20 protein-coding genes, 1 other RNA gene and 1 pseudogene are annotated in these 21,148 nt (G+C 36.7%); 2 read left to right on the plus strand and 20 right to left on the minus strand.

Annotated features, from left to right (window positions below):
* Positions 1–3 precede the first annotated feature (3 nt).
* The 6 genes from gndA to CYK18_RS04615 all read right to left on the minus strand — a co-directional run bounded on the left by gndA (position 4) and on the right by CYK18_RS04615 (position 5,484).
* Entirely contained in the window at positions 4–1,428 is a 1,425-nt protein-coding gene (gndA, locus tag CYK18_RS04590) for an NADP-dependent phosphogluconate dehydrogenase (protein ID WP_000158778.1), read from the minus strand.
* Between the two features lie 75 nt (positions 1,429–1,503).
* Complete coding sequence (gene mapZ, locus CYK18_RS04595) at positions 1,504–2,901, minus strand: cell division site-positioning protein MapZ (RefSeq protein WP_101785371.1); 1,398 nt, start codon at positions 2,899–2,901, stop codon at positions 1,504–1,506.
* Between the two features lie 12 nt (positions 2,902–2,913).
* The gene (locus CYK18_RS04600) at positions 2,914–4,071 is read right to left on the minus strand and encodes a THUMP domain-containing class I SAM-dependent RNA methyltransferase (RefSeq protein WP_101785373.1); all 1,158 of its coding nucleotides are present in this window, start codon (positions 4,069–4,071) and stop codon (positions 2,914–2,916) included.
* A gap of 84 nt (positions 4,072–4,155) precedes the next feature.
* Positions 4,156–4,537, minus strand: an RNA gene (rnpB, locus tag CYK18_RS04605) — RNase P RNA component class B.
* Between the two features lie 20 nt (positions 4,538–4,557).
* Positions 4,558–4,887 carry a cell division regulator GpsB gene (gene gpsB, locus CYK18_RS04610; protein WP_180948011.1) on the minus strand — a complete coding sequence of 110 codons (330 nt, stop codon included), beginning with the start codon at positions 4,885–4,887 and terminating at the stop codon, positions 4,558–4,560.
* Between the two features lie 69 nt (positions 4,888–4,956).
* On the minus strand, positions 4,957–5,484 hold the full coding sequence (locus CYK18_RS04615) for an SLOG family protein (RefSeq protein WP_101785377.1): 528 nt from the start codon (positions 5,482–5,484) through the stop codon (positions 4,957–4,959).
* Positions 5,485–5,550: 66 nt separating this feature from the next.
* On the opposite strand from CYK18_RS04615, the gene recU reads away from it, so the two are divergent.
* Both recU and pbp1a read left to right on the plus strand, forming a co-directional pair.
* Positions 5,551–6,150 carry a Holliday junction resolvase RecU gene (gene recU / locus CYK18_RS04620; RefSeq protein WP_101785379.1) on the plus strand — a complete coding sequence of 200 codons (600 nt, stop codon included), beginning with the start codon at positions 5,551–5,553 and terminating at the stop codon, positions 6,148–6,150.
* Positions 6,143–8,308, plus strand: a complete 2,166-nt coding sequence (gene pbp1a, locus CYK18_RS04625) for a penicillin-binding protein PBP1A (RefSeq protein WP_101785381.1) — start codon at positions 6,143–6,145, stop codon at positions 8,306–8,308. The genes recU and pbp1a overlap by 8 nt, the downstream gene beginning before the upstream one ends.
* Before the next feature lie 207 nt (positions 8,309–8,515).
* Here the strand turns inward: pbp1a and CYK18_RS04630 are convergent, their stop codons facing one another.
* From CYK18_RS04630 to CYK18_RS04690, 14 genes and pseudogenes are all read right to left on the minus strand, one after another.
* A complete protein-coding gene (locus CYK18_RS04630) occupies positions 8,516–10,495 on the minus strand; it encodes a peptide ABC transporter substrate-binding protein (RefSeq protein ID WP_101785382.1) in 1,980 nt (659 codons plus the stop codon).
* A gap of 200 nt (positions 10,496–10,695) precedes the next feature.
* Positions 10,696–11,799, minus strand: a complete 1,104-nt coding sequence (gene glf, locus CYK18_RS04635) for a UDP-galactopyranose mutase (protein ID WP_101785384.1) — start codon at positions 11,797–11,799, stop codon at positions 10,696–10,698.
* A gap of 75 nt (positions 11,800–11,874) precedes the next feature.
* Positions 11,875–12,513, minus strand: a complete 639-nt coding sequence (locus tag CYK18_RS04640; protein WP_033680690.1) for a DUF1919 domain-containing protein — start codon at positions 12,511–12,513, stop codon at positions 11,875–11,877.
* A gap of 91 nt (positions 12,514–12,604) precedes the next feature.
* The gene (locus tag CYK18_RS04645) at positions 12,605–12,820 is read right to left on the minus strand and encodes an SGNH/GDSL hydrolase family protein (RefSeq protein ID WP_033680691.1); all 216 of its coding nucleotides are present in this window, start codon (positions 12,818–12,820) and stop codon (positions 12,605–12,607) included.
* Positions 12,821–12,921: 101 nt separating this feature from the next.
* Positions 12,922–13,773, minus strand: a complete 852-nt coding sequence (gene rfbD, locus CYK18_RS04650; protein ID WP_033680692.1) for a dTDP-4-dehydrorhamnose reductase — start codon at positions 13,771–13,773, stop codon at positions 12,922–12,924.
* 80 nt (positions 13,774–13,853) lie between these two features.
* Positions 13,854–14,063: pseudogene (locus tag CYK18_RS04655) on the minus strand (dTDP-glucose 4,6-dehydratase); the annotation flags it as partial.
* A 45-nt stretch (positions 14,064–14,108) separates the two neighbouring features.
* Positions 14,109–15,683, minus strand: a complete 1,575-nt coding sequence (locus tag CYK18_RS04660) for a hypothetical protein (RefSeq protein WP_101781619.1) — start codon at positions 15,681–15,683, stop codon at positions 14,109–14,111.
* Positions 15,684–15,754: 71 nt separating this feature from the next.
* Positions 15,755–16,804, minus strand: a complete 1,050-nt coding sequence (gene rfbB, locus CYK18_RS04665) for a dTDP-glucose 4,6-dehydratase (RefSeq protein WP_033680695.1) — start codon at positions 16,802–16,804, stop codon at positions 15,755–15,757.
* Between the two features lie 12 nt (positions 16,805–16,816).
* Entirely contained in the window at positions 16,817–17,410 is a 594-nt protein-coding gene (locus tag CYK18_RS04670) for a dTDP-4-dehydrorhamnose 3,5-epimerase family protein (protein ID WP_033680696.1), read from the minus strand.
* Positions 17,411–18,280, minus strand: coding sequence for a glucose-1-phosphate thymidylyltransferase RfbA (gene rfbA, locus CYK18_RS04675; protein WP_033680697.1), 870 nt, complete (start codon positions 18,278–18,280; stop codon positions 17,411–17,413).
* 443 nt (positions 18,281–18,723) lie between these two features.
* The gene (locus CYK18_RS11065) at positions 18,724–18,846 is read right to left on the minus strand and encodes a hypothetical protein (protein WP_257960162.1); all 123 of its coding nucleotides are present in this window, start codon (positions 18,844–18,846) and stop codon (positions 18,724–18,726) included.
* A gap of 159 nt (positions 18,847–19,005) precedes the next feature.
* On the minus strand, positions 19,006–19,398 hold the full coding sequence (gene tagD / locus CYK18_RS04680) for a glycerol-3-phosphate cytidylyltransferase (protein ID WP_033680698.1): 393 nt from the start codon (positions 19,396–19,398) through the stop codon (positions 19,006–19,008).
* Between the two features lie 42 nt (positions 19,399–19,440).
* Positions 19,441–20,601 (minus strand): CDP-glycerol glycerophosphotransferase family protein, encoded by a 1,161-nt coding sequence (locus tag CYK18_RS04685; protein WP_033680699.1) that lies wholly within the window; start codon positions 20,599–20,601, stop codon positions 19,441–19,443.
* Positions 20,598–21,107, minus strand: coding sequence for a hypothetical protein (locus CYK18_RS04690; RefSeq protein ID WP_033680700.1), 510 nt, complete (start codon positions 21,105–21,107; stop codon positions 20,598–20,600). The genes CYK18_RS04685 and CYK18_RS04690 overlap by 4 nt, the downstream gene beginning before the upstream one ends.
* Positions 21,108–21,148 lie beyond the last annotated feature (41 nt).

A 21,148-nucleotide genomic window follows, 5' to 3' on the forward strand; every position in this document is an offset into this window, starting at 1 on the left:
TACTTATTTTTCGTCATACCAAGAGTAGTGGAATGTTCCTTCTTTGTCTTTACGTTGGTAAGTGTGGGCACCAAAGTAGTCACGTTGCGCTTGGATCAAGTTAGCTGGAAGGTCAGCTGAACGGTAGCTATCAAAGTAAGTAATAGCTGCTGAGAAGGTTGGTACTGGCACACCAGCTTGAACAGCAAGAGCTACGATATCACGCACTGCTTGTTGATACTTAGCAGTAACATCCAAGAAGTACTCATCCAAAAGAAGGTTAGCAAGGTCTGCATCACGGTTATAAGCATCAGTAATCTTTTGCAAGAAACGAGAACGGATGATACAGCCATCACGCCAGATAGATGCGATGTCTGCAAATGGCAAGTTCCAGTTGTTTTCTTTAGAAGCTACACGCAATTGAGCAAAACCTTGTGCGTATGAAATGATTTTTGAGAAGTAAAGGGCTTGACGAATCTTTTCAATCAACTCAGCCTTGTCTCCTTCAAATTTGAAGGCAGCTGGTTTTGGAAGAACCTTGCTAGCATGTACACGTTCTTCTTTGTAAGTAGAGATGTAACGTGCAAATACTGATTCTGTGATGAGTGACAATGGCACACCAAGGTCAAGTGATGATTGGCTAGTCCATTTACCAGTTCCCTTGTTACCTGCAGCATCAAGGATGTAGTCTACGATTGGTCCATCTTGACCTTCGTCGTCTTTACGGCTCAAGATATCAGCTGTGATTTCAATCAAGTAGCTGTCTAATTCACCCTTGTTCCACTCAGTAAAGATTTCAGCCATATCTTCTGCTGAAAGACCTAGCAAGTGTTGCATCAAGTCATAGCTTTCTGCGATCAATTGCATATCACCATACTCGATACCGTTGTGAACCATTTTCACATAGTGACCAGCTCCATCAGGACCGATGTAAGTCACACATGGTTTGCCATCTTCTGGTGCTTTAGCTGAGATTTCTTCAAGAACATCCGCAACCAATTCGTAGGCCTCTTTTTGTCCACCAGGCATGATAGACGGACCTTCAAGGGCACCTTTTTCACCACCAGAAACCCCAGTACCGATAAAGTTGATACCTGAGTTTGCCAATTCTTCATTACGACGGATTGTATCTTTGTAGAAAGTGTTTCCACCGTCAATCAAGATATCACCCTTGTCAAGGTGTGGAAGAAGGGCTTGAATTGTAGCATCTGTACCAGGTCCAGCTTGAACCATGAGCATAATACGACGAGGTTTTTCGATTGAGTTTACAAAACTTTCAACGTCATAGCTTGGTACAAAGTTCTTTTCAGGATGGCAAGCAATTACATCTTCAGTTTTTTCTTTACTACGGTTGTAGATAGCAACTGTGTAACCACGAGATTCAATATTAAGGGCAAGGTTACGACCCATTACGGCCATACCTACGACACCAAAGTTAGCTTTTGTCATTTGACACTCCTCTTATTTAATTTGTTTTATTTTATCATTTTTACTTTTGAAAAGAAAGAATTTTGTAACGGCTACTTAGAAGTCCAAAGCATCCGCATGTCCAGAACCATTTCCAACAAAGTATCCTGTCTTACAGTTAAGGGTAAAGAGATAGGTTCCATCTGGCTTGTAGAGATTGTAATAACCATTGCCATTAACGATATTAACACGTTCAAGGATATATTGGTTGCCAGTGATATAGCCACGCGAACGTGAAGTCTCTAAAATTTGTTCTAAGACACCATCCGCAAAATCCCAGGCAGAGTTATTACTATCATCAATAGCAGATTGATTGTAGGCAACACGACTAGCACTTCTTTGAACAGCAACTCCTGCACTTGATACACCCATATTGACTTCACTGCGACTACTTCTAGTCTCATTTGAACTACTTGGTTTTGTCTCACTAGTCGCATTTGAACTTGCTTGACTTGAACTGCTAGTTTGACTTGAACTTGAGCTAGAAGTACTTGTTTGCTGACTCTTACCAAGACTGATAGCCTTATCTAGCACTTTATCAATCTCTGTATTTCCAGTTTTAATATCTGTAAATTTAGCATCTGATTTAGCTTTAGCGTTAGTATCCAAGACACCATCCACAATAGCTGGCTTCTCAAATTGAGCATTGACATCTTGAATGGCCTTGATTTGAGTTGCTAGGCTATCATACTTAGATTTTGCAAGCGCATATTCGCGACTACCTTCCAGCTTATCAAGCAAGGTCTTGAGTTGACTCAGTTTATCAAACTGGCTATTTTTCAAAGCCGTTTTATTGCTATCTGTATAAAAGGCATCGTATTGGCTATTGAAATCTTCTAAAATCGGCTGAATATTCTGCTCACTGGACGTTGATTGAGAAGTTTGGATTTCCTGTGTTGAGCGATTCACTTGACGGTAAACATAATAAGCAGTTCCAAGGATAAGAACCACTAGCGCTGCTAGGATCCCGTAAATCAACCATTTCTTCTTACTTTCTCCATCTTCACTATCCGTAACTCGAGAAAGTATTGGAACCTCTTCCCCTTCAAACAATTGTACTTCTTCAGTCTCAAATTCTTCAACAGGGGAAACTTCTGAATCGCGTATGAATTCTAAATCATCGAACTGATTCAAGTCATCTTCTGGTACTGAGGACTCAACTTCTGTCTCCTCACGAATCTCTTGAAGCAAATCATCAAGAGTCGAGGTAACAGATTCTTCTTTTTCGACTAACTCCTCTTTTTTGTATTGACGAGTCGCAAACTTATCTGCTTCGATTTCATCTTTATGTTGTTTAACATACTTGTCCAAAATGGAATCCTCAGGCAAGACCCCTGCTTCCACTTCTTCATTTTTACGAATAGCTTGACCAACTGTTAGCTCTTTTGCTTCATCAAAATCAAATCGCGGTTCTTGGACTTCTTTTTTATGACGATTCCGTCTTTTCTTACTCATGGGTATTCCTTTCTATTTTAACTCTTGGCGTTTAACACGCTGACCAAAATATTGATACAGATCCACTTTCAAGGTTCCGTTGTATAACTTACGCTTCTTGTCTGCTTGGCTACCATACTTGCTTTCAAAGTCTTCATCACTAGTTAGGATAAACTTACTCCAAGTTTTTAGCGGTGCAAATACTTGCCCCATCTCAGCATAAAGCTTGGTAACTCCTGCATCATCTGATAAACGTTCTCCATAAGGCGGATTGGAGATAATCACGCCATTGATTTTATCAGAACGTAAATCCTGCACGCGCATCTGCTTAAAGGTAACATCTCCTGCAACACCAGCTGCCTGAGCATTGGCCTTAGCAATTTCCACCATACGTGCATCAATATCACAGCCCATAATATCCAGTTCAAGCTCACGGTCTACTTTTTGGGCCGCTGCTGTACGCACTTCCTGAATCAAGCGATCGCTGACCCAGTTCCACCCCTCAAATGCAAAGGAGCGACGAAGTCCTGGTGCCATCTTTCGAGCAATCATGACTGCCTCAATACAGAAAGTCCCCGAACCACAGGTCGGATCAATCAAAGGCTTGTCTGGATACCAGTTAGAAAGTTGTAAAATAGCTGCCGCCATGTTTTCCTTGATAGGGGCTCCCCCTTTTTCGGTACGATAACCACGTTTAAAGAGGCTAGACCCGGTCGTATCAATCATGACAGTTGCCACATCTTTGAGAATAGAGACCTCAATCTTAAACTCTGGGCCATTCTCCATCAGAGGAACACCTTCTGGGCGAGCATAGTGCTTCTGCAATTTCTTGACAACAGCTTTCTTAGAAATAGCCTGTACACTTGGCTCATTGTGAAGTTTAGATTTAACACATTTGGCCTTGGAAATCGGGAACCGAGCTCCGAGTGGTAAATAATTTTCCCAATCTAAAGCAAAAACTCCCTGAAACAGCTCTTCAAAAGTCTTAGCTGGGAACGTTCCTACGATGATCTTGATACGGTCTGCTGCCCGAAGCCAGAGGTTGGTTTCGATAATGGCTCTCACGTCTCCTTGAAAACGAACACGTCCATTTTCAACCTGACAATCGTAGCCCAACTCTCTCACTTCTCGTCCCACAACAGCTTCAAGACCAGCTGCAGCAGTAGCGATTAAATTAAATTCTTTTTTCATTTTCAGTCTTATAAGACCTTTCTGTATGTCCACTTTAAAAAATGAGGTTGAGAAAGTTTTCTCAGCCCCAACCTATATGCAATTTTCTATAAGCCATGTTTTGTTCCAGAAGTGACTAGGACCACTTCCTTCGATAATCATCTGTCTACCACTAACAACTTACAGCTGATAGCAGTCAGAGTACTACGTTCGTTTCCGTGTACTCCATGCCCCGACCGAAATTTGGGTTGCTAGCTTGAGGGGTTTACCGCGTTCCACTCTCTCTGTTTCCAGAAAGACTCCGTCACTGTGGCACTTTCAAGCCTACTCTGGCCTATCCAAGGACTTAGCCATTTCGACTGCCGTAACGATCTCTCGTCCCTAGGCTTATGGATTCGCCTAGCACAAACACTACAGGCATCACAGCCTGTGCTAGCATGGACTTTCCTCATGAAAAGAAATTCTCCTCACGCGATTATCCAAAAATTGCACATCTCAAATAACTACTTAGAAATCTGAGTTATCTAAAATTTGTTTACCAAAAACTTCTTTTTCCAATCTATTCAGGCGTTTCAAAATATCAAAATTCGTCATAGAACTTGTAGTTGCCGCTTCCATAGGCTCTGCTTGAACTGGTGAAGGTTTCGGTTTACGAGCCAGTTCTTCCTTCAATTCCGCAATTTCCTGACGAAGTGACTTGACCAAGGCAGCATAGGTTTCATAATCCTTAATGACATCGTCTAAAAATTCGTCAACTTCTACCTTACTATACCCTCGGACTTCACGCCCAAACTCTTGTTCAAAAATATCTTTTGCTGAAAAAATAATACTTGCCATGTCTCTCTCCATTCTCGCTTGCTAGTATTATTATATAAAAAAAGCCAAACAAAAATCAAGGTCAAAGCTTCAATTTTCGGAAAAATTTTCAGCAAGTTCATTTAGCTGATCAAATGTTAATCTCTTTATAAAGTAGTCCTCTTGATTTTTCATCTTTTGGTAAAAATAAGATAATTTCGTTTCATTTTCTTCATCATAAAAAAGATAAGAACTATTCGTATTTTCCAGTAAAAACTGCTGATAATCTCTCAACTGCCCCTTGTGTCCATAACGAGGATAGGCATATTTGACAAAGTCTACCTGCTTAAAGCGACTCAGTTTCATCTGATTGCCTTCATTCCAATTTTCCCCATGAGTTTCAAAAGCAAAAATGGTAGCCAACTGGAAACCGTACTCTGTCTTCATCTCCTGAGCAACCTCTAAAACCCAATATTCAAAGCCCAAAGTCCCGGTAAATACAAGCCAAGTCACCCCATCTTCTGCCATAGCTTCTAAATCCCTACGTATCGCTTTTTTAATCAATTTAAGACGAGGATCCTTGTCAGAAAACAAACCCAAATCAAAAGCAGAATAGCCTAAAACCAAAGCTGTAGTCATTTTTAACCCTTCCTGTGCAAATTTATGATATAATAGAGTGATGTTATTGTACCAATAAGGAGAATTATGGTCAACTATCCTCATAAAATTTCATCACAAAAAAGACAAACATCTCTTTCTCAACCCAAAAATTTCGCAAATCGAGGAATGTCTTTTGAAAAGATGATCAATGCTACCAACGACTACTATTTGTCTCAGGGCTTAGCTGTTATACATAAGAAACCAACCCCTATTCAAATCGTACGAGTGGACTATCCACAACGGAGTCGTGCCAAGATTGTTGAAGCCTATTTTCGACAAGCTTCAACGACAGACTATTCTGGCGTTTATAAAGGATATTACATCGACTTTGAAGCCAAGGAAACAAAACAAAAACGTGCGATTCCGATGAAAAATTTCCATCCACATCAGATTCAGCATATGGAACAAGTCCTTGCCCAACAAGGAATCTGCTTTGTCCTTCTTCACTTTTCTTCCCAGCAAGAAACCTACTTATTGCCGGCATTCGATTTGATTCGCTTCTATCATCAAGATAAGGGACAAAAATCAATGCCACTTGGATACATACGAGAATACGGTTACCAGATAAAACTAGGGGTATTCCCACAAATTCCCTATCTCGATGTTATCAAAGAACATTTACTAGGTGGTAAACAAGATGAATAAATACATTCTTATGCGAATATTAAAGTATATTGGAATCTTTTTCCTAACTCTCTTTATCGCATTATTTCTATTGGGCGGGGGTGTTTTCCTCTATTTTGTGAGTAAAGCTCCAGCCCTATCAGATAGTAAATTAGTTGCAACAACTTCTAGCAAGATTTATGACAATAATAACGAACTCATTGCCGATCTGGGCTCTGAACGCCGAGTAAACGCTCAGGCCAGCGAAATTCCTACTGATTTAGTCAAAGCCATCGTGTCTATCGAGGACCATCGCTTCTTTGACCACAGAGGGATCGATACGATTCGGATTATGGGGGCATTCTTACGTAACTTACAAAGTAATTCTTTACAGGGGGGATCAACCCTAACCCAGCAGTTGATTAAGTTGACCTATTTCTCAACATCAACTTCGGATCAAAACATCTCCCGAAAAGCACAAGAGGCTTGGCTAGCTATCCAATTGGAACAAAAAGCTACCAAACAGGAAATTCTTACCTACTACATCAATAAGGTCTATATGTCAAATGGTAATTATGGAATGCAGACAGCAGCCCAAAATTACTATGGAAAAGATCTAAAGGATTTATCTTTACCTCAATTAGCTTTGCTAGCAGGTATGCCTCAGGCACCTAACCAATACGATCCTTACTCTCATCCGGAAGCAGCACTAGACCGTCGTAATTTAGTTCTTTCAGAAATGAGAGGGCAAGATTACATTAGTGCTGAGCAATATGAAAAAGCCGTCAACACACCTATCACTGATGGTTTACAAAGTCTTAAGTCGGCTGCTACTTATCCAGCATATATGGATAACTATCTAAAAGAGGTTATTGAACAAGTAGAGCACGAAACTGGATATAATCTTCTTACTACTGGGATGGAAGTCTACACAAATGTAGACAAGGGAATTCAACAACGACTTTGGGATATTTACAATACAGATGAGTATGTCTCTTATCCAGATGATGACCTTCAAGTAGCCTCAACTATCGTAGATACTTCCAATGGTAAAGTCATCGCTCAACTTGGAGCACGTCACCAAGCAAGTAACGTTTCATTTGGTACCAACCAAGCTGTGGAAACCAACCGTGACTGGGGATCAACCATGAAACCAATCACTGATTATGCCCCAGCCTTAGAATACGGTGTATACGATTCAACTGCAACTACTGTCCACGATATTCCTTATAACTATCCTGGTACAAGTACCCCTGTTTACAACTGGGATCGAGCATATTTTGGTAATATTACTCTGCAATATGCCCTTCAACAATCTCGTAACGTACCTGCCGTTGAGACACTAAACAAGGTTGGTTTAGACAGAGCTAAAAACTTCCTAAATGGTTTAGGAATTGACTATCCTGTAATACACTATTCAAATGCTATTTCAAGTAATACAACTGAATCTAGTAAACAATACGGGGCAAGCAGTGAAAAAATGGCTGCAGCCTACGCTGCATTCGCAAATGGCGGTATTTACCACAAACCAATGTACATCAATAAAATCGTCTTTAGTGATGGTAGTGAAAAAGAATTTTCTGACGCTGGTACAAGAGCTATGAAAGAGTCTACTGCCTACATGATGACAGAAATGATGAAAACAGTCTTGACATCTGGAACAGGTTACAACGCCTATCTGCCTGGAATTCCTCAAGCAGGTAAAACAGGTACTTCTAACTATACAGATGAAGAAATCGAAAATCATATCAAGTCGAATCAACTTGTAGCACCAGATGAACTGTTTGTCGGTTATACTCGTAAGTATTCAATGGCCGTTTGGACAGGTTATAGCAACCGTCTCACTCCTATTGTAGGTGATGGTCTCACAGTTGCTGCTAGAGTTTATCGTAGCATGATGAGCTACCTTACTCAAAATAACCATCCTGGAGATTGGACAATGCCTGAGGGACTATATAGAAACGGGCAGTTCGTATTCCTAAACGGAGCAAGAAATACATGGAGTACTCCTGATACACAACAAACACAATCAGAAGTAGAGAATCCCTCTACCACAAATGAAAATACAAGTACACAAGTAACACCTACTCCTGGTCAACAATCAAATAATCCTGCTCCAACGAATCCAAATCAGGGACAGTCTGGCCAACAAATCCAACAACAACCACAGGCCCCTCAATTTCAACAACCACAACAGTAAACACAAAAAATCCTGAGAGTTAGAAATTCTCAGGATTTTTTTTACTACAAGATAGCTAATACTCAATAAAAATCAAAGAGCGAACTAGGAAAGTTAGCCACAAGCAACTCTAAGCACGGATTTGAAGTCATCAGATAGAACTGACGTGGTTTGAAGAGATTTTCGAAGAATATAAAAGGAGTCGGCTACAAACCAACTCCTTTACCTTTATTTTACATGTTTTGCAAGGTCTTCTTGCGCTTTTTTATTGGATTCTTCTTTTTCTTTCATCCATTTATCTTGGGCTTTTTGGTATTCATCTACAGTGACTGCCTTATCTTGAAGTTCCAAGTATTTGTATAGGAGTGGATCACTTGTCCCCTTGTTACCAGAGAAGGCAAACGGCATCGTAAATGGTACCATCTTAGACAAAATTGGGCGACCAGTAAGTGTTGTTGTTGGGATAATCAAGGCACTATCTGTCAACCAAGCTTGGGCTGTAGCATATTTATCATATCGTTTTACTACATCTGTTGTCTCATTTCCAGCTTCAGTTACTAATTTCTCATAGTCGTTTAGACCTACAGTTTTAGCTGCAGCATTATCTGTACCAGAATCGAAGCCAAGGTAGGTTTTAGTGTTTTCACCAACTGATGGTTTGATAATATCGAGATAAGTTGATGGATCCGCAAAGTCTGGAGACCAACCAACATTATCTGAAATATCCCAATCTTCCCCAGCTGCTGTTTCAGCAAAGTAGGTAATATTCAAGACTTCATCTTTTTGTAGTTGTTGAATATCAATTACGACATTATCTGTACCCAAGGTTTCTTCAACCGATTGTTTGAAAGATTGAACACGTTGAACTTTTGTAGTTGCTGTCTGGTCAACTGGCATATCCAAATGAATTGGGAAGGTCACGCCTTCTGCCTGTAAAGCTGACTTAGCCTTGGCAAATTCGGCCTTGGCTTTTTCTGGATTGTAGAGACCATCTTGTGCATCAGCCAGATTAACATCCTTCCATTCTTCCCCATAGGTTACTAATTTTTCTTTGACCATATCGCCAAAGTTTTTCCCATCTGCTTGAACAAATGTTGGTGGCACAAAGAGATTACGCAAGATTTTGCTTGCACCACTGGCACCGTTCACTTGTGAAGCATATGCTGTACGATCAAAACCAAAGGCAATAGCCTGACGGAAATCCTTGTTTAAGAGAGCCTTTTTAGTAGATGTCTTTTGTTCGTCGCTAGTCTTAGAAGTATATTTATAGGACTGACGATCAATATTTGTTCCTACTAGATACGTAGTCGAGTCTTGTTGAGTATAGACAATATTGTCTTTCATACTCTTCTCAAGCTCTGCGAAACTTGCACTTGTTGGATAGAGACGAGCTGCTGTAAAGCTTCCATCCTTAAAGTTTTCTGCTGGTTTGCTGGTATCTTGACCATCCCAGAATGACAATTTAATCTTGTCAACATGAACATTGTCCTTATCCCAGTAGTTAGGATTTTTCGCAAATTCAACGGAAGATTTAGCCACAAGAGATTTTAACAAATAAGGACCATTATACAAGATACTGCTTGGATCCGTAGCTTTGGCAAAATCATCCCCTTTTGAGTTCAAAAACTCTTCATTGACTGGCGCAAGTACACCCATAGTTGTTTTAGAATTCCAAAAAGTTTCAGGTTTGTTCAAGGTGTATTGGACTGTTTGATCGTCAAGGGCTTTAATCCCGACTTGAGCAAAGTCTGTGGTCTCACCTTTTGCATAGGCATCTAGACCTTTGATTGAATCTTGTACCAAGTAAAGGGCTTGTGATTTCTTATCTGTTGCATATTTAAGACCTGTCACAAAGTCCTGTGCCTTAACAGGAGCATACTCTTCACCTTCTGCAGTATACCACTTGGCATCCTGACGAATCTTATAAGTATAAGTCAAGCCATCCTTAGAAACTGACCAGTCTTCTGCCATAGAGGGAATAAGATTCCCATAGCGGTCATTTTCAAGTAATCCATCAATGACATTACTAGTAATGTTTGAAGTAGCTGCCTTACTGGTTGTTAAATAGTTAAGATTATCTGGATCTGTCTCGTAGGTAAATGCAAAGGTCTGCTCACCTTTAGTAGCTGAACCACCAGAACAAGCCGCTAAGACACCAGCTGCTAATAAAGTGACTCCCGCAAGAGCCAATACTTTTCTTGTTTTCATAGTCTTCTCCTTTGTTTTTCTATCCATTATAGACCCTTTTTAAAGTCCTGTCAATATAATTTTCTGAATTTTAGAAAATTATTTTTTAAACAAAAACTTTGCAAAAATATGAATATTATCAAAAATCCCTCAACTACATCACATAGTCAAGGAATTTTTAATACTTTTATAAATGAGAACTGGTGATCAATTTTACTTATTTAATCTAACTCATTTCTTACACACTGTAAAGCTGCTCCAATTACTTGGTGCATATCGTAATAACGATAGTGTCCTAAACGACCACCAAAGATAACATTCCCTTGCTCATCGGCCAATTTTTTATACGATTTATACAAATGATTATTACGATCATTATTAACTGGATAATAAGGCTCATCACCTTTTTCCCATGTTTTGGAATGTTCTTTAGTAATGATAGTCTTTGCTTGACTCCCAAACTCAAAATGTTTGTGTTCAATAATGCGAGTATATGGGGTATCAGCATCCGTATAGTTCACAACTGCATTTCCTTGGTAATTTTCCATATCCAGGGTCTCATTTTCAAAACGAAGACTACGATACTCTAGTTCACCCAACTTATAATCGAAGAATTCATCAATCATACCGGTAAAGACAATCTTAGGGAAGTCCTTCATATATTGCTCTTTATTCGCAAAGAAATCAACATTTGTTTCTACATCAATGTTTTCATGATCCAACATTTTTTCAACTATCTGAGTATAACCACCAATTGGAATTCCTTGATAGGTATCGTTAAAATAGTTGTTATCATAGGTCAGGCGTACTGGCAAACGGCGAATGATAAAGGCTGGAAGTTCCGTAGTTGGCTTGCCCCACTGTTTCTCTGTATAGTCCTTGATTAATTTTTCGTAGATGTCTGTACCTACAAGAGATATCGCCTGTTCTTCCAAATTTTCAGGAGTTTTACCATTTAAAACCGCACGTTGCTCATCAATCTTAGCTTGTGCTTCTGCTGGCGTTACAACTCCCCAAAGTTTATTGAAAGTATTCATATTGAAAGGAAGGTTATAAATCTCTCCCTTATAATTTGCAACTGGGGAGTTTGTGTAACGGTTAAACTCTGCAAACTGATTTACATAATCCCAGATTTCCTTATCCGAAGTATGGAATATATGAGCACCATATTGATGAACTTGAATTCCTTCCTCTTCACGAGTATAGATATTACCCGCGATATGATTTCGTTTTTCAATGACTTTTACTTTTTTTCCTTTTAAGGCTGATTCATGGGCAAAAACTGCACCAAAAAGACCAGCACCAACAACAAGATAATCGTACATATACTCCTCGCCATTAAAATTCTTTTACTGATTATTTTTTAGGCCATTAGATAATATTTTATTTCAAAAATATCCTTATTTTCTATTTAGTTGTATTATTCCTTCATTAAAGAATTTTATATAATCAAAAAGATCAATATCTCTTTTTCCTACTAGTTTATTTCTATATCCTAGTAGATTTTTCACTTGTATTTTACCATTAATTGTTTCATTAGTTTTTGGAATATGTATGGCAGATTTTATTTCTGGCATCTCCTTACTTACGAACACAACTTTATTTTTATAGGATAAATTATCAAATTCCAATATATCTTCATATGTACATCCATCCCGCTCTATCATGAAAATAAATAGATTGTCGAAGTTTACCCTTCTCTTTCTTTCATTCCATTTATCTTTCAATTCTGAAAAATTTCTATAATGTGATCCATGTATCTCTATATCATTACATAAAGCGATAGGATAACTACCTGCCCATTGTTTCTCCACTAGTGGTTGTTCAAAATAGAAAGGTAAATTCTTACAAAACTTAACAAATGAGCTGGGTTCTATAAACAAGTTTACTGTTGGAGACATAAACTTAAGTCCTAATTTATGACTTATTACACCTCCAAGACAGTTAGAGCTTATGATCGTAAAGTCAGAATTTTTTAAATCTAATCTTTTCTTCTTAATCATATTAAATTCTAATGCTTTTAAAAAATATTTTATCATACTATTCTTAACTCCATATAAATCTTATAAAACAAATAATATAATTTAATATTAACAAACAGTCAAAACTAATTTCATGTTATTCTTACCTCTACAGTAAATTAATATTTTTCTCATTCATATAATTTCTAAGTACTAATAAACCTTCATCATTATAATGCAATCCCTCACTTGTATATTCATATTTCAAATGATAATCTTCAGAAAATTCTTTGTTTATATCGATTAACCTTATTTTGTTCTCTCTTGTAAAGTCTTCTAACCATTCATTTAACTCTCTAACTATTTCGTTATCTACACTATGCATACCCGATTATTGTTAGAGTTAGTTCTATATTTCTTTTATCTGTTTCTAATAATAATTTTTTGTCATTCTCTTTTATTAGACTAGAAAAATCATTCTATTGCTTATCTTACTTCTTGTTTGTAAAATTCTTTCAAGGCATCTTGCCAAGTTGGAATGACAAATCCAGTAGCTTTAGCTTTAGAAAGGCTCATTGTTGAGTTTAACGGACGTTTAGCTTTTGCTGGAAATTGACTTGAATCTACTGGCTTGATTTCCACATCTGTATCTTTCAAAATTTCAACTGCAAAATCATACCAAGTTGTGTCTTCTGTAGCATCATTTGACAAATGATAATAACCAAATTCCTTGCGGTTTTCAGCCAGGTAGGTCATGAACTCAGCCAAGGTACGAGTCCAAGTCGGACGACCGTGCTGGTCATTTACAACTGTTAAAGTCTTATGATTTTTCGCAAGATTTTGCATGGTAAAAACGAAATTTTTGCCATAATTTCCAAATACCCAGGCAGTACGGATAATATAGAAATTAGACACATGCTTCTCAACTAACTCTTCTCCCATACGCTTAGTGCGTCCATATTCTGTCTGTGGATCTGGTCGGTCATCAACTTCCCACTCTTGTCCAACTGGTTTTCTACCATCAAAGACATAGTCGGTAGAAATATAAACTAGAGTTGCACCATGCTTTTCAGATGCTTTTGCGACATTCTCTGTCCCCGTCACATTGATGGCGAAGTCCAATTCTTTCCCTTCATCCTCTGCTGCATCAACAGCGGTGTAGGCTGCACAATGGTAGACTAAAGTCGGTTTCACCTCTTCAAAAACTTTCTCAACCATCTCTGCATTGGTAATGTCCATCTCATCCACATCTACTGCTACGTATTCTTCATTACGCTCATCCAATAAATAACGAAGTTCAGTTCCTAACTGACCTTTTGATCCTGTAATTAAAATCATCTCTATACCTTTCTAATTTGTAACTCTTCTCAATATAGCAATAAAAAGTAGCTATTTCCAGCTTTTTATAATTTAATAATCTACTGATTCTTAGCATAATTGGCTTCAACAGCTTCTTTCCCTACTTTCCACCATTCTTGCTTATCTGTATACCACTTGATTATTTCCTTTAGCCCAGCTTCAAAGTTGGTAAATTCAGGTTTCCACACCAACTCATCACGGAGCTTGCTTGCGTCAATCGCATAGCGGAGTTCATGGTCTCCACGGTCAGTAACCTGATCATAGGCAGGTTCTACTATTCCCTTTATAATAAGTTATAAAATTTACTAAATTTATTATAATTCTTCTTTTAATAAATTTAACGTCAAAATTCTCAAATTATCTGAATTATTAGGATACTGTCTAATTGTTGTAAAGCCTTTATCTAATAAAAGAATAGGCCTAATAGAATAATCTTTATATTTACTTTTCACAAAATCTACTTTTTTCTGAAGTTGTTCTCTATACTTTCCATGGAGGTGAGTTATTCTATTTCTATATGACAAAAAATCTGATGGAAGCTGTAATACTTTACACTCAATAACATAGATAATTCGTTTAGCTTCACTTATTGCTAAACAATCAATTTCTCCTGTATTTTGATTTCGAAAATCATCATTCGCAATTTCTTTAGTCACTAATCCTGTTTCTGTATATATTTGCCAAGCTCCGCTGTTAGTAACACTACCAGATTGATACCCAGAATTACACAATAATTTAATAACTTCTATTTCAAATGGTTTTGAATATATAATCTGAAATAACTCCTCATCTTTTTCAGGTATTGTTCCTGTTGTATTCATTTTAAAAATAAATGATTCAATATAATTATTAAGAGAATCAAACATATTATAACATGATATAAAACAATATTTCTCATTAAATAATGGGATTAAAGGTCTTGAGACAATTTTATTTGGATTTCCTAAATAGTCAATATCTATAAAATCTCTAGTTAACATTAAATTATTTTTAAAGTTTGAATCATAAGTGTACTGAGAAGTAATTCTCTCAAATTCACTCATACTTAAGTAAAATATCCCACCATTATTTTGTTGCTGGACAAAGGAATTAGTAAACAAATTCAATCTTATTTTGAACCCCTTCCAAAAATTTGTATATCTAGTATCATCAACTCCTTTGAAATGTTCAAAAAAAGTTCCTTTAAAATAATCAATATTATTTGGTTCTGCTCCATCGAATATTTTATTTATAGAATCGATGTATTTTCCAGGATCATCAAAAAATAAATTATTATTTATTCCTGTAGACCTTTGTCCATCACCATATGTAACTTCTGGAAAGATATAGTTATTCTGTAAAAATTTTCTAGAAGTTTCGTCCAATTCTACCTCCATTTCAGATAAATAAAGAACTATTTGCAAATCATTTTTCTCACCTGAAAATAACCACTGATAGTGAACAAGTTTTGAATACTTAATCATCTTTTTTAATAAAACAAAAAAAGATCTCTCTAGTACACAAGTATTGCTTAAAAGAGTTTTGTCTCCCTCCGACCATATAATAGCAATCAGATTTTTTAATGCGATACCCTTATCTTTCAAATGTTTCCAATTATCATCAAAATAAATTTTATCTAGAGCTTTGAGAAGTATAGGTATAATGAAATTTATATTGACTCCTTTAGAAAGAAAAATAATATCTTTTTTGAGTTTGTCCATCTCTTCTAAAATATCATCTTTGCTTTTTAAAATGACATACTCAGATGAGGCATCGTTTTTTAGCTCTAACTCCTGTAGAAGATAACTCACATTACTGTACAAATTATCCATACCAATCTTTATCGCTTTTTCTATTGATTTCATCTTTGCTTTTGCCGAATTTCGAATACGTTTTTTCTTCAACTTCATATACTTTTTCCCTTTCAATCGATTAACAACTCTTCCCAATATAGCAATAAAAAGCAGTTATTTCCTGCTTTTTATAATGTAATAATCTCCTGAGTCTTAGCATAATTGGCTTCAACAGCTTCTTTCTCTGCTTGCCACCATTCTTGGTTATCCATGTACCATTTGATAGTTTCTTTGAGTCCTGCTTCAAAGTTGGTAAATTCAGGTTTCCACCCCAACTCATCACGGAGCTTGCTTGCATCAATCGCATAGCGAAGATCATGCCCTGCACGGTCAGTTACATGATCATAAGCGTCAACAGGTTGTCCCATTTCCTTAAGGATGAGTTCCAAAACTTCCTTGTTGTTCTTCTCGCCATCAGCCCCAATCAAGTAGGTTTCACCAATTTTCCCTTTTGTCAAGATTGTCCAAACACCTGAAGAATGATCATTAGTATGAATCCAGTCACGAACGTTCTTACCTTCACCGTAAAGTTTTGGCTTGATTCCACTTAGAATGTTGGTAATCTGACGTGGGATGAATTTTTCAATGTGTTGATAAGGACCGTAGTTATTTGAACAGTTGGAAATCGTTGCCTTGACACCAAATGATCGTACCCAGGCTTTGACAATCAAGTCTGAAGCAGCCTTGGTTGATGAGTACGGAGAACTTGGGTTGTATTTTGTTTCAGCAGTAAATTTCTCACCTGGTCCTTCACCATGACCTGGCAAATCCTCGCGTAGAGGGAGATCACCATAAACCTCGTCTGTAGATACATGGTGGAAACGAAGATCGTATTTACGTGCTGCTTCTAACAGAGTATAGGTTCCGATGAAATTTGTATGGATAAATGGTGATGGATCATTGAGTGAATTATCATTGTGGCTTTCCGCCGCATAATGAACGATAGCATCTGCTTGAGCAACCAACTTGTCTACCAACTCTGCATCCGCAATGTCACCAACAACTAACTCAACACGATCACCCAAAATTTCCTCAATATTAGAACGGTTCCCAGCATAAGTCAACTTGTCTAATACTGTTACGTGAACATCTGGAAAGTTCTCGTAAACATAGTGGACAAAGTTAGAACCGATAAAACCAGCTCCACCTGTCACGATAATATTTTTGTATTCAGTCATATTCTTTCCTTTTTACAAATCTTCTTTTTTCAAAGGTTTTACATCCTTAAGTAGTGGATGATTTTTATCTGCTTCTGAAACCTCTGCTTCTGCAAGATTTTCCCATTCAATGCCAAGGCTTGGATCAGCATAGTTCACAAAGGCATACTTGGGTTTGAGTTCAAGAGCCCAGTAGTCATTGACCAGATAACTATAAGAAACTGTATCTGATAGGACTTGAAAACCATTGGCCACGCCTCTAGGAACAAAAATTCCCTTGCTAGCATCAATAACTGTCTGATAGGTATTTCCGAAGGTTTCTCCTTCACGTAGATCAACCCAAGAACCCAGAACTTTCCCTCCATCTGCTACAGAGATGTACTTATCCCATGGTTCTGCATGCAAGCCACGGAGAACATTTTTGCGTGAGAAGGATACATTGTTTTGCAATTTTCCTTCTGCAAAGAAAGACTCTGGAAATCCAAGTGGCAGCATTTTTTCCTTTTGGAAATTTTCTTTAAACCAGCCACGGTTGTCTCCATGCACAGGGATATCAAACTCCAGCATACCTGGGATTGCATCAACCTTGTGTGCTGCAAGTGTCTTGCCGAAAAATTTATCTGTCATCTATGCTTCTCCTATCAAACGGAGCAGATACTGCCCGTATTCATTTTTCTTAAGTGGTTGGGCTAAGGCCAACACATCTTCGCGACTGATATAGCCCATGCGGTAAGCAATTTCTTCCAAGTTTGCTACCTGAACATTTTGCATACGTTGAACTGTTTCGATATACTGTGAAGCCTCTAGTAAACTTTCATGAGTTCCAGTATCTAGCCAAGCAAAGCCACGTCCCATAACCTCAACGGATAAATCTCCACGATCTAGGTAAGCCTTATTTACATCTGTAATTTCCAGTTCACCACGAGGACTTGGTTTAATACTCTTAGCAATTTCAACTACATCATTATCATAAAAATAGAGTCCTGTAACTGCATAGTTTGAACGAGGGTTTTCTGGCTTTTCTTCTATAGAAATAGCGTTCATATCCTTGTCAAACTCAACTACACCAAAGCGCTCTGGATCCTTCACATGGTAGCCAAAAACAGTTGCTCCCGACTCCTTACTTGCTGCCTTTTGTAGCATCTTAGAAAGACCAGGCCCATGGTAGATATTGTCACCTAAGATTAGCGCAACGCTATCATCACCAATAAACTCTTCCCCAATGATAAATGCTTGTGCCAAACCATCTGGACTTGGTTGCTCTGCATAAGAAAGTTTGATCCCAAACTCAGATCCGTCTTGAAGAAGCTCTTTGAATCGATGTAAATCCTGTGGAGTTGAGATAATCAAAATATCCCTAATCCCAGCCAACATCAATGTTGAAAGTGGGTAGTAAATCATTGGTTTATCATAAACCGGCATAAGTTGTTTTGATGCAGCTCGGGTCAAAGGATATAAACGTGTCCCCGAGCCACCTGCTAGAATAATACCTTTCATAAAAGGGGTACCTTTCTTTGTTGTTTTAGAGTCAATTACTATTAATTGTGTACTGCTCTAAAAGAAAAACAATCATCACATTTTTTCATATTATTATCTAAAAAATACAGAAAAACTCTTCTTTATCTATAAAAATTCACTTATTTCATATTACATTTAGCATGAAATGAAATAAGCGAATTCTACTTTGTTTACATACAATTAAAAATCAATTCCTAAGGATGTTTCAAATAACTGTGTAAGAGGCATAATTTCACCATTTCTTAGTTTTTCAATGCTAAATTACATAGTAATCAGAGATCCATTAAAAATCTCTAATTTCCTCATCGTAAAAAAATGACAATAAGATACTTATTGATTTCAATTCATTAACAGAATACGAACTAGACAAGTGGGTTCGTCTCCTTAACAAACACTTCCAAGCGTTTACTTTCCTCATTCAGTCATCGTAATCTACAACTTACATCATCAGATAAGTCATACTCACCATTTATAATAGGTAGAATATGTTGTTTTTCTTCTTCAGTCTTCTCTTCAATAAGCAAATTTTTAAAAATTACTGCCATTGTTCTCACCTCACTTCGATGGTTAAAGTGTCGTTACTTTATTCTATCAAACATAAGGCGCAAAAACAAGCCATAATCCGATAGGATAGCGATCCCCTCTACTATAAGAAATTCAATACAAAAGCTATAATTTTTATATCAGCGTTGTTTAATAATATTTCATTCTGACAGATCTTCTTTTATCTTTGTCGTTGATATTTCTTTTGTTCTAGGCAAATAAACTACTTCAACACCTTCTTCTTCAAGATAATCAAATTTACCTTTCCAATCATCACCCATTACAAAAGTATCAATATGGTACTCTTTAACATCTAACTTTTTCTGTTCCCAACTAGTTTCAGGAATCACTAAATCGACATATCGAATAGCTTCTACTAAATTTTTTCTATGTTCATAATTAAAGTAACATACTTTATTCTTTTCTTTTAAATTAAACTCATCACTTGAAACAACTACAATCAAATAATCACCTAGTTGTTTAGCTCGTTTTAAAAGATTTATATGACCATAATGCAATAAATCAAATGTTCCGTATGTTATAACTCTTTTCATTCCAGGAACTCCTTTTTTATCATTCAAAAAATTCTAATTATTTTAATCGACGACCCTATTGTTTTTTATTTTTTCTTCAATCCAATCAGCACACATTACAGAGGATTTGCCTCTATCAAAACGAACATCTTCTAATTCATAAAGACGAACTTTTTCATCATATTTACTTCTTTCAAAATCTCTAATAATTTCTATCAACTCATTGTTATGATACGCTCTTGGAAATGGTAATTTATAAAAATTATTATCCAGGGGTCTATCGTTCACATACCTTTGATAATCTGGTAAATACAGAAACACTGGACGATTTAATAACATAAAATCAATCGAAGATGACGAATAATCCGTAATCATTACATCTGCACTCATCATCAAATCCTGAGGATTTGAGTAGGTTGACACATTTATACAGTTTGTATCCTGTAAATTTATAAAACTAAAATCAACAGTTGGGTGAAAACGAACTAATATTTTTACATTTTTTCTAAATTTGTTTTGAAAAGCATGTATTAGTTTCGAGTAATCTAAATTATAAGCATCCAACGATCCATCATCTCTGAACGTCGGCATATACAAAACCACCAGTTCGTCTAAATCAATATCAAACAATCTTCTAAATTTTATGTTTGTAGTTTTGATTTTTTCACTTTTAAAAAAATCATCATTTCGAGGTAATCCAAATTCAAGAAACTCCACATCCTCTGTCAGCCAAAAATTATTTTGCATACCCAAAGTTTGCAAGTACCGACTTGATACGATACCGTCTGTAATCTTTCCATCATACTTCGCCATTCTGAGATAAGTTTTTTTTAGGCTCTCTGCAACACTTTTTTCAATTAACTTTACCCCATCTGAGCCATGCCAAGTTTGAAGATAAATCTGTCCTTTACGCTTCCAAGGTCGATCAGAACAACGAATATTATCTACCCAAACTCTAGCTGTTAACCATTCGTAGAAAGAACGATAACTTCCATATTTTTCTACACGAACACCTTTTGGGACAGAAATTTCTCTATCTTTTGATATCCATACAAGATCTAGATTATTTTCTCGAGAGACAAGTTCTTCAAGTATATACTTGGGATTATCTCCCAAACCTCTACCACCAAAATTATCAAACACTATTTTATTAGACTGAATAGGCAATAAATTCAATGGTAATGTAAAGACTTTTTTTAATAAATTTTTTATATAAAATTTCATATTATATTTTGTTTTTCTTTTATGCAACAACGACTGATTATATCGACTATATAGTTGAAAATAATACTCATAATAACACATGCTAAAAATATCAAGAAAGTTCCAATTTTATAAGCAATTCCATCTCTAACGTATGTTTTAAATAATAAAATCACAAATTGATGACTAATATAAATAAACGTCGCATTTTTTTTAGCAATATTGACAGCAAAATCTAGCGTCCAGAGTTGAGGATATTTAATCGAAAAGACCATAAGCATACAAGATATTATCACCGAACTTACATAAAGTTCAAAATTTGCTCCTAAAAAGGTATATTCAATCAGAGTTAGAAATCCTGAAATCATGAAAAATAAAGGTACAGCAAATCGAGCTAATACTTTGTAAAACACTCCAATTTGGCCCAAAAAACCAAAATGTATAGCAATCACACTAAATGTTGCCCAAACTTTTAGAATATATAACGTTTCATTCTCTCTCTTTTTAATCCTCGCATCTGTCTTCATAAATACACCTATATTCTGATTTTTTAATAAAATTAGTAGTT

Source organism: Streptococcus mitis, from assembly GCF_002860865.1.
Taxonomy (GTDB): Bacteria; Bacillota; Bacilli; order Lactobacillales; family Streptococcaceae; genus Streptococcus; species Streptococcus mitis_AT.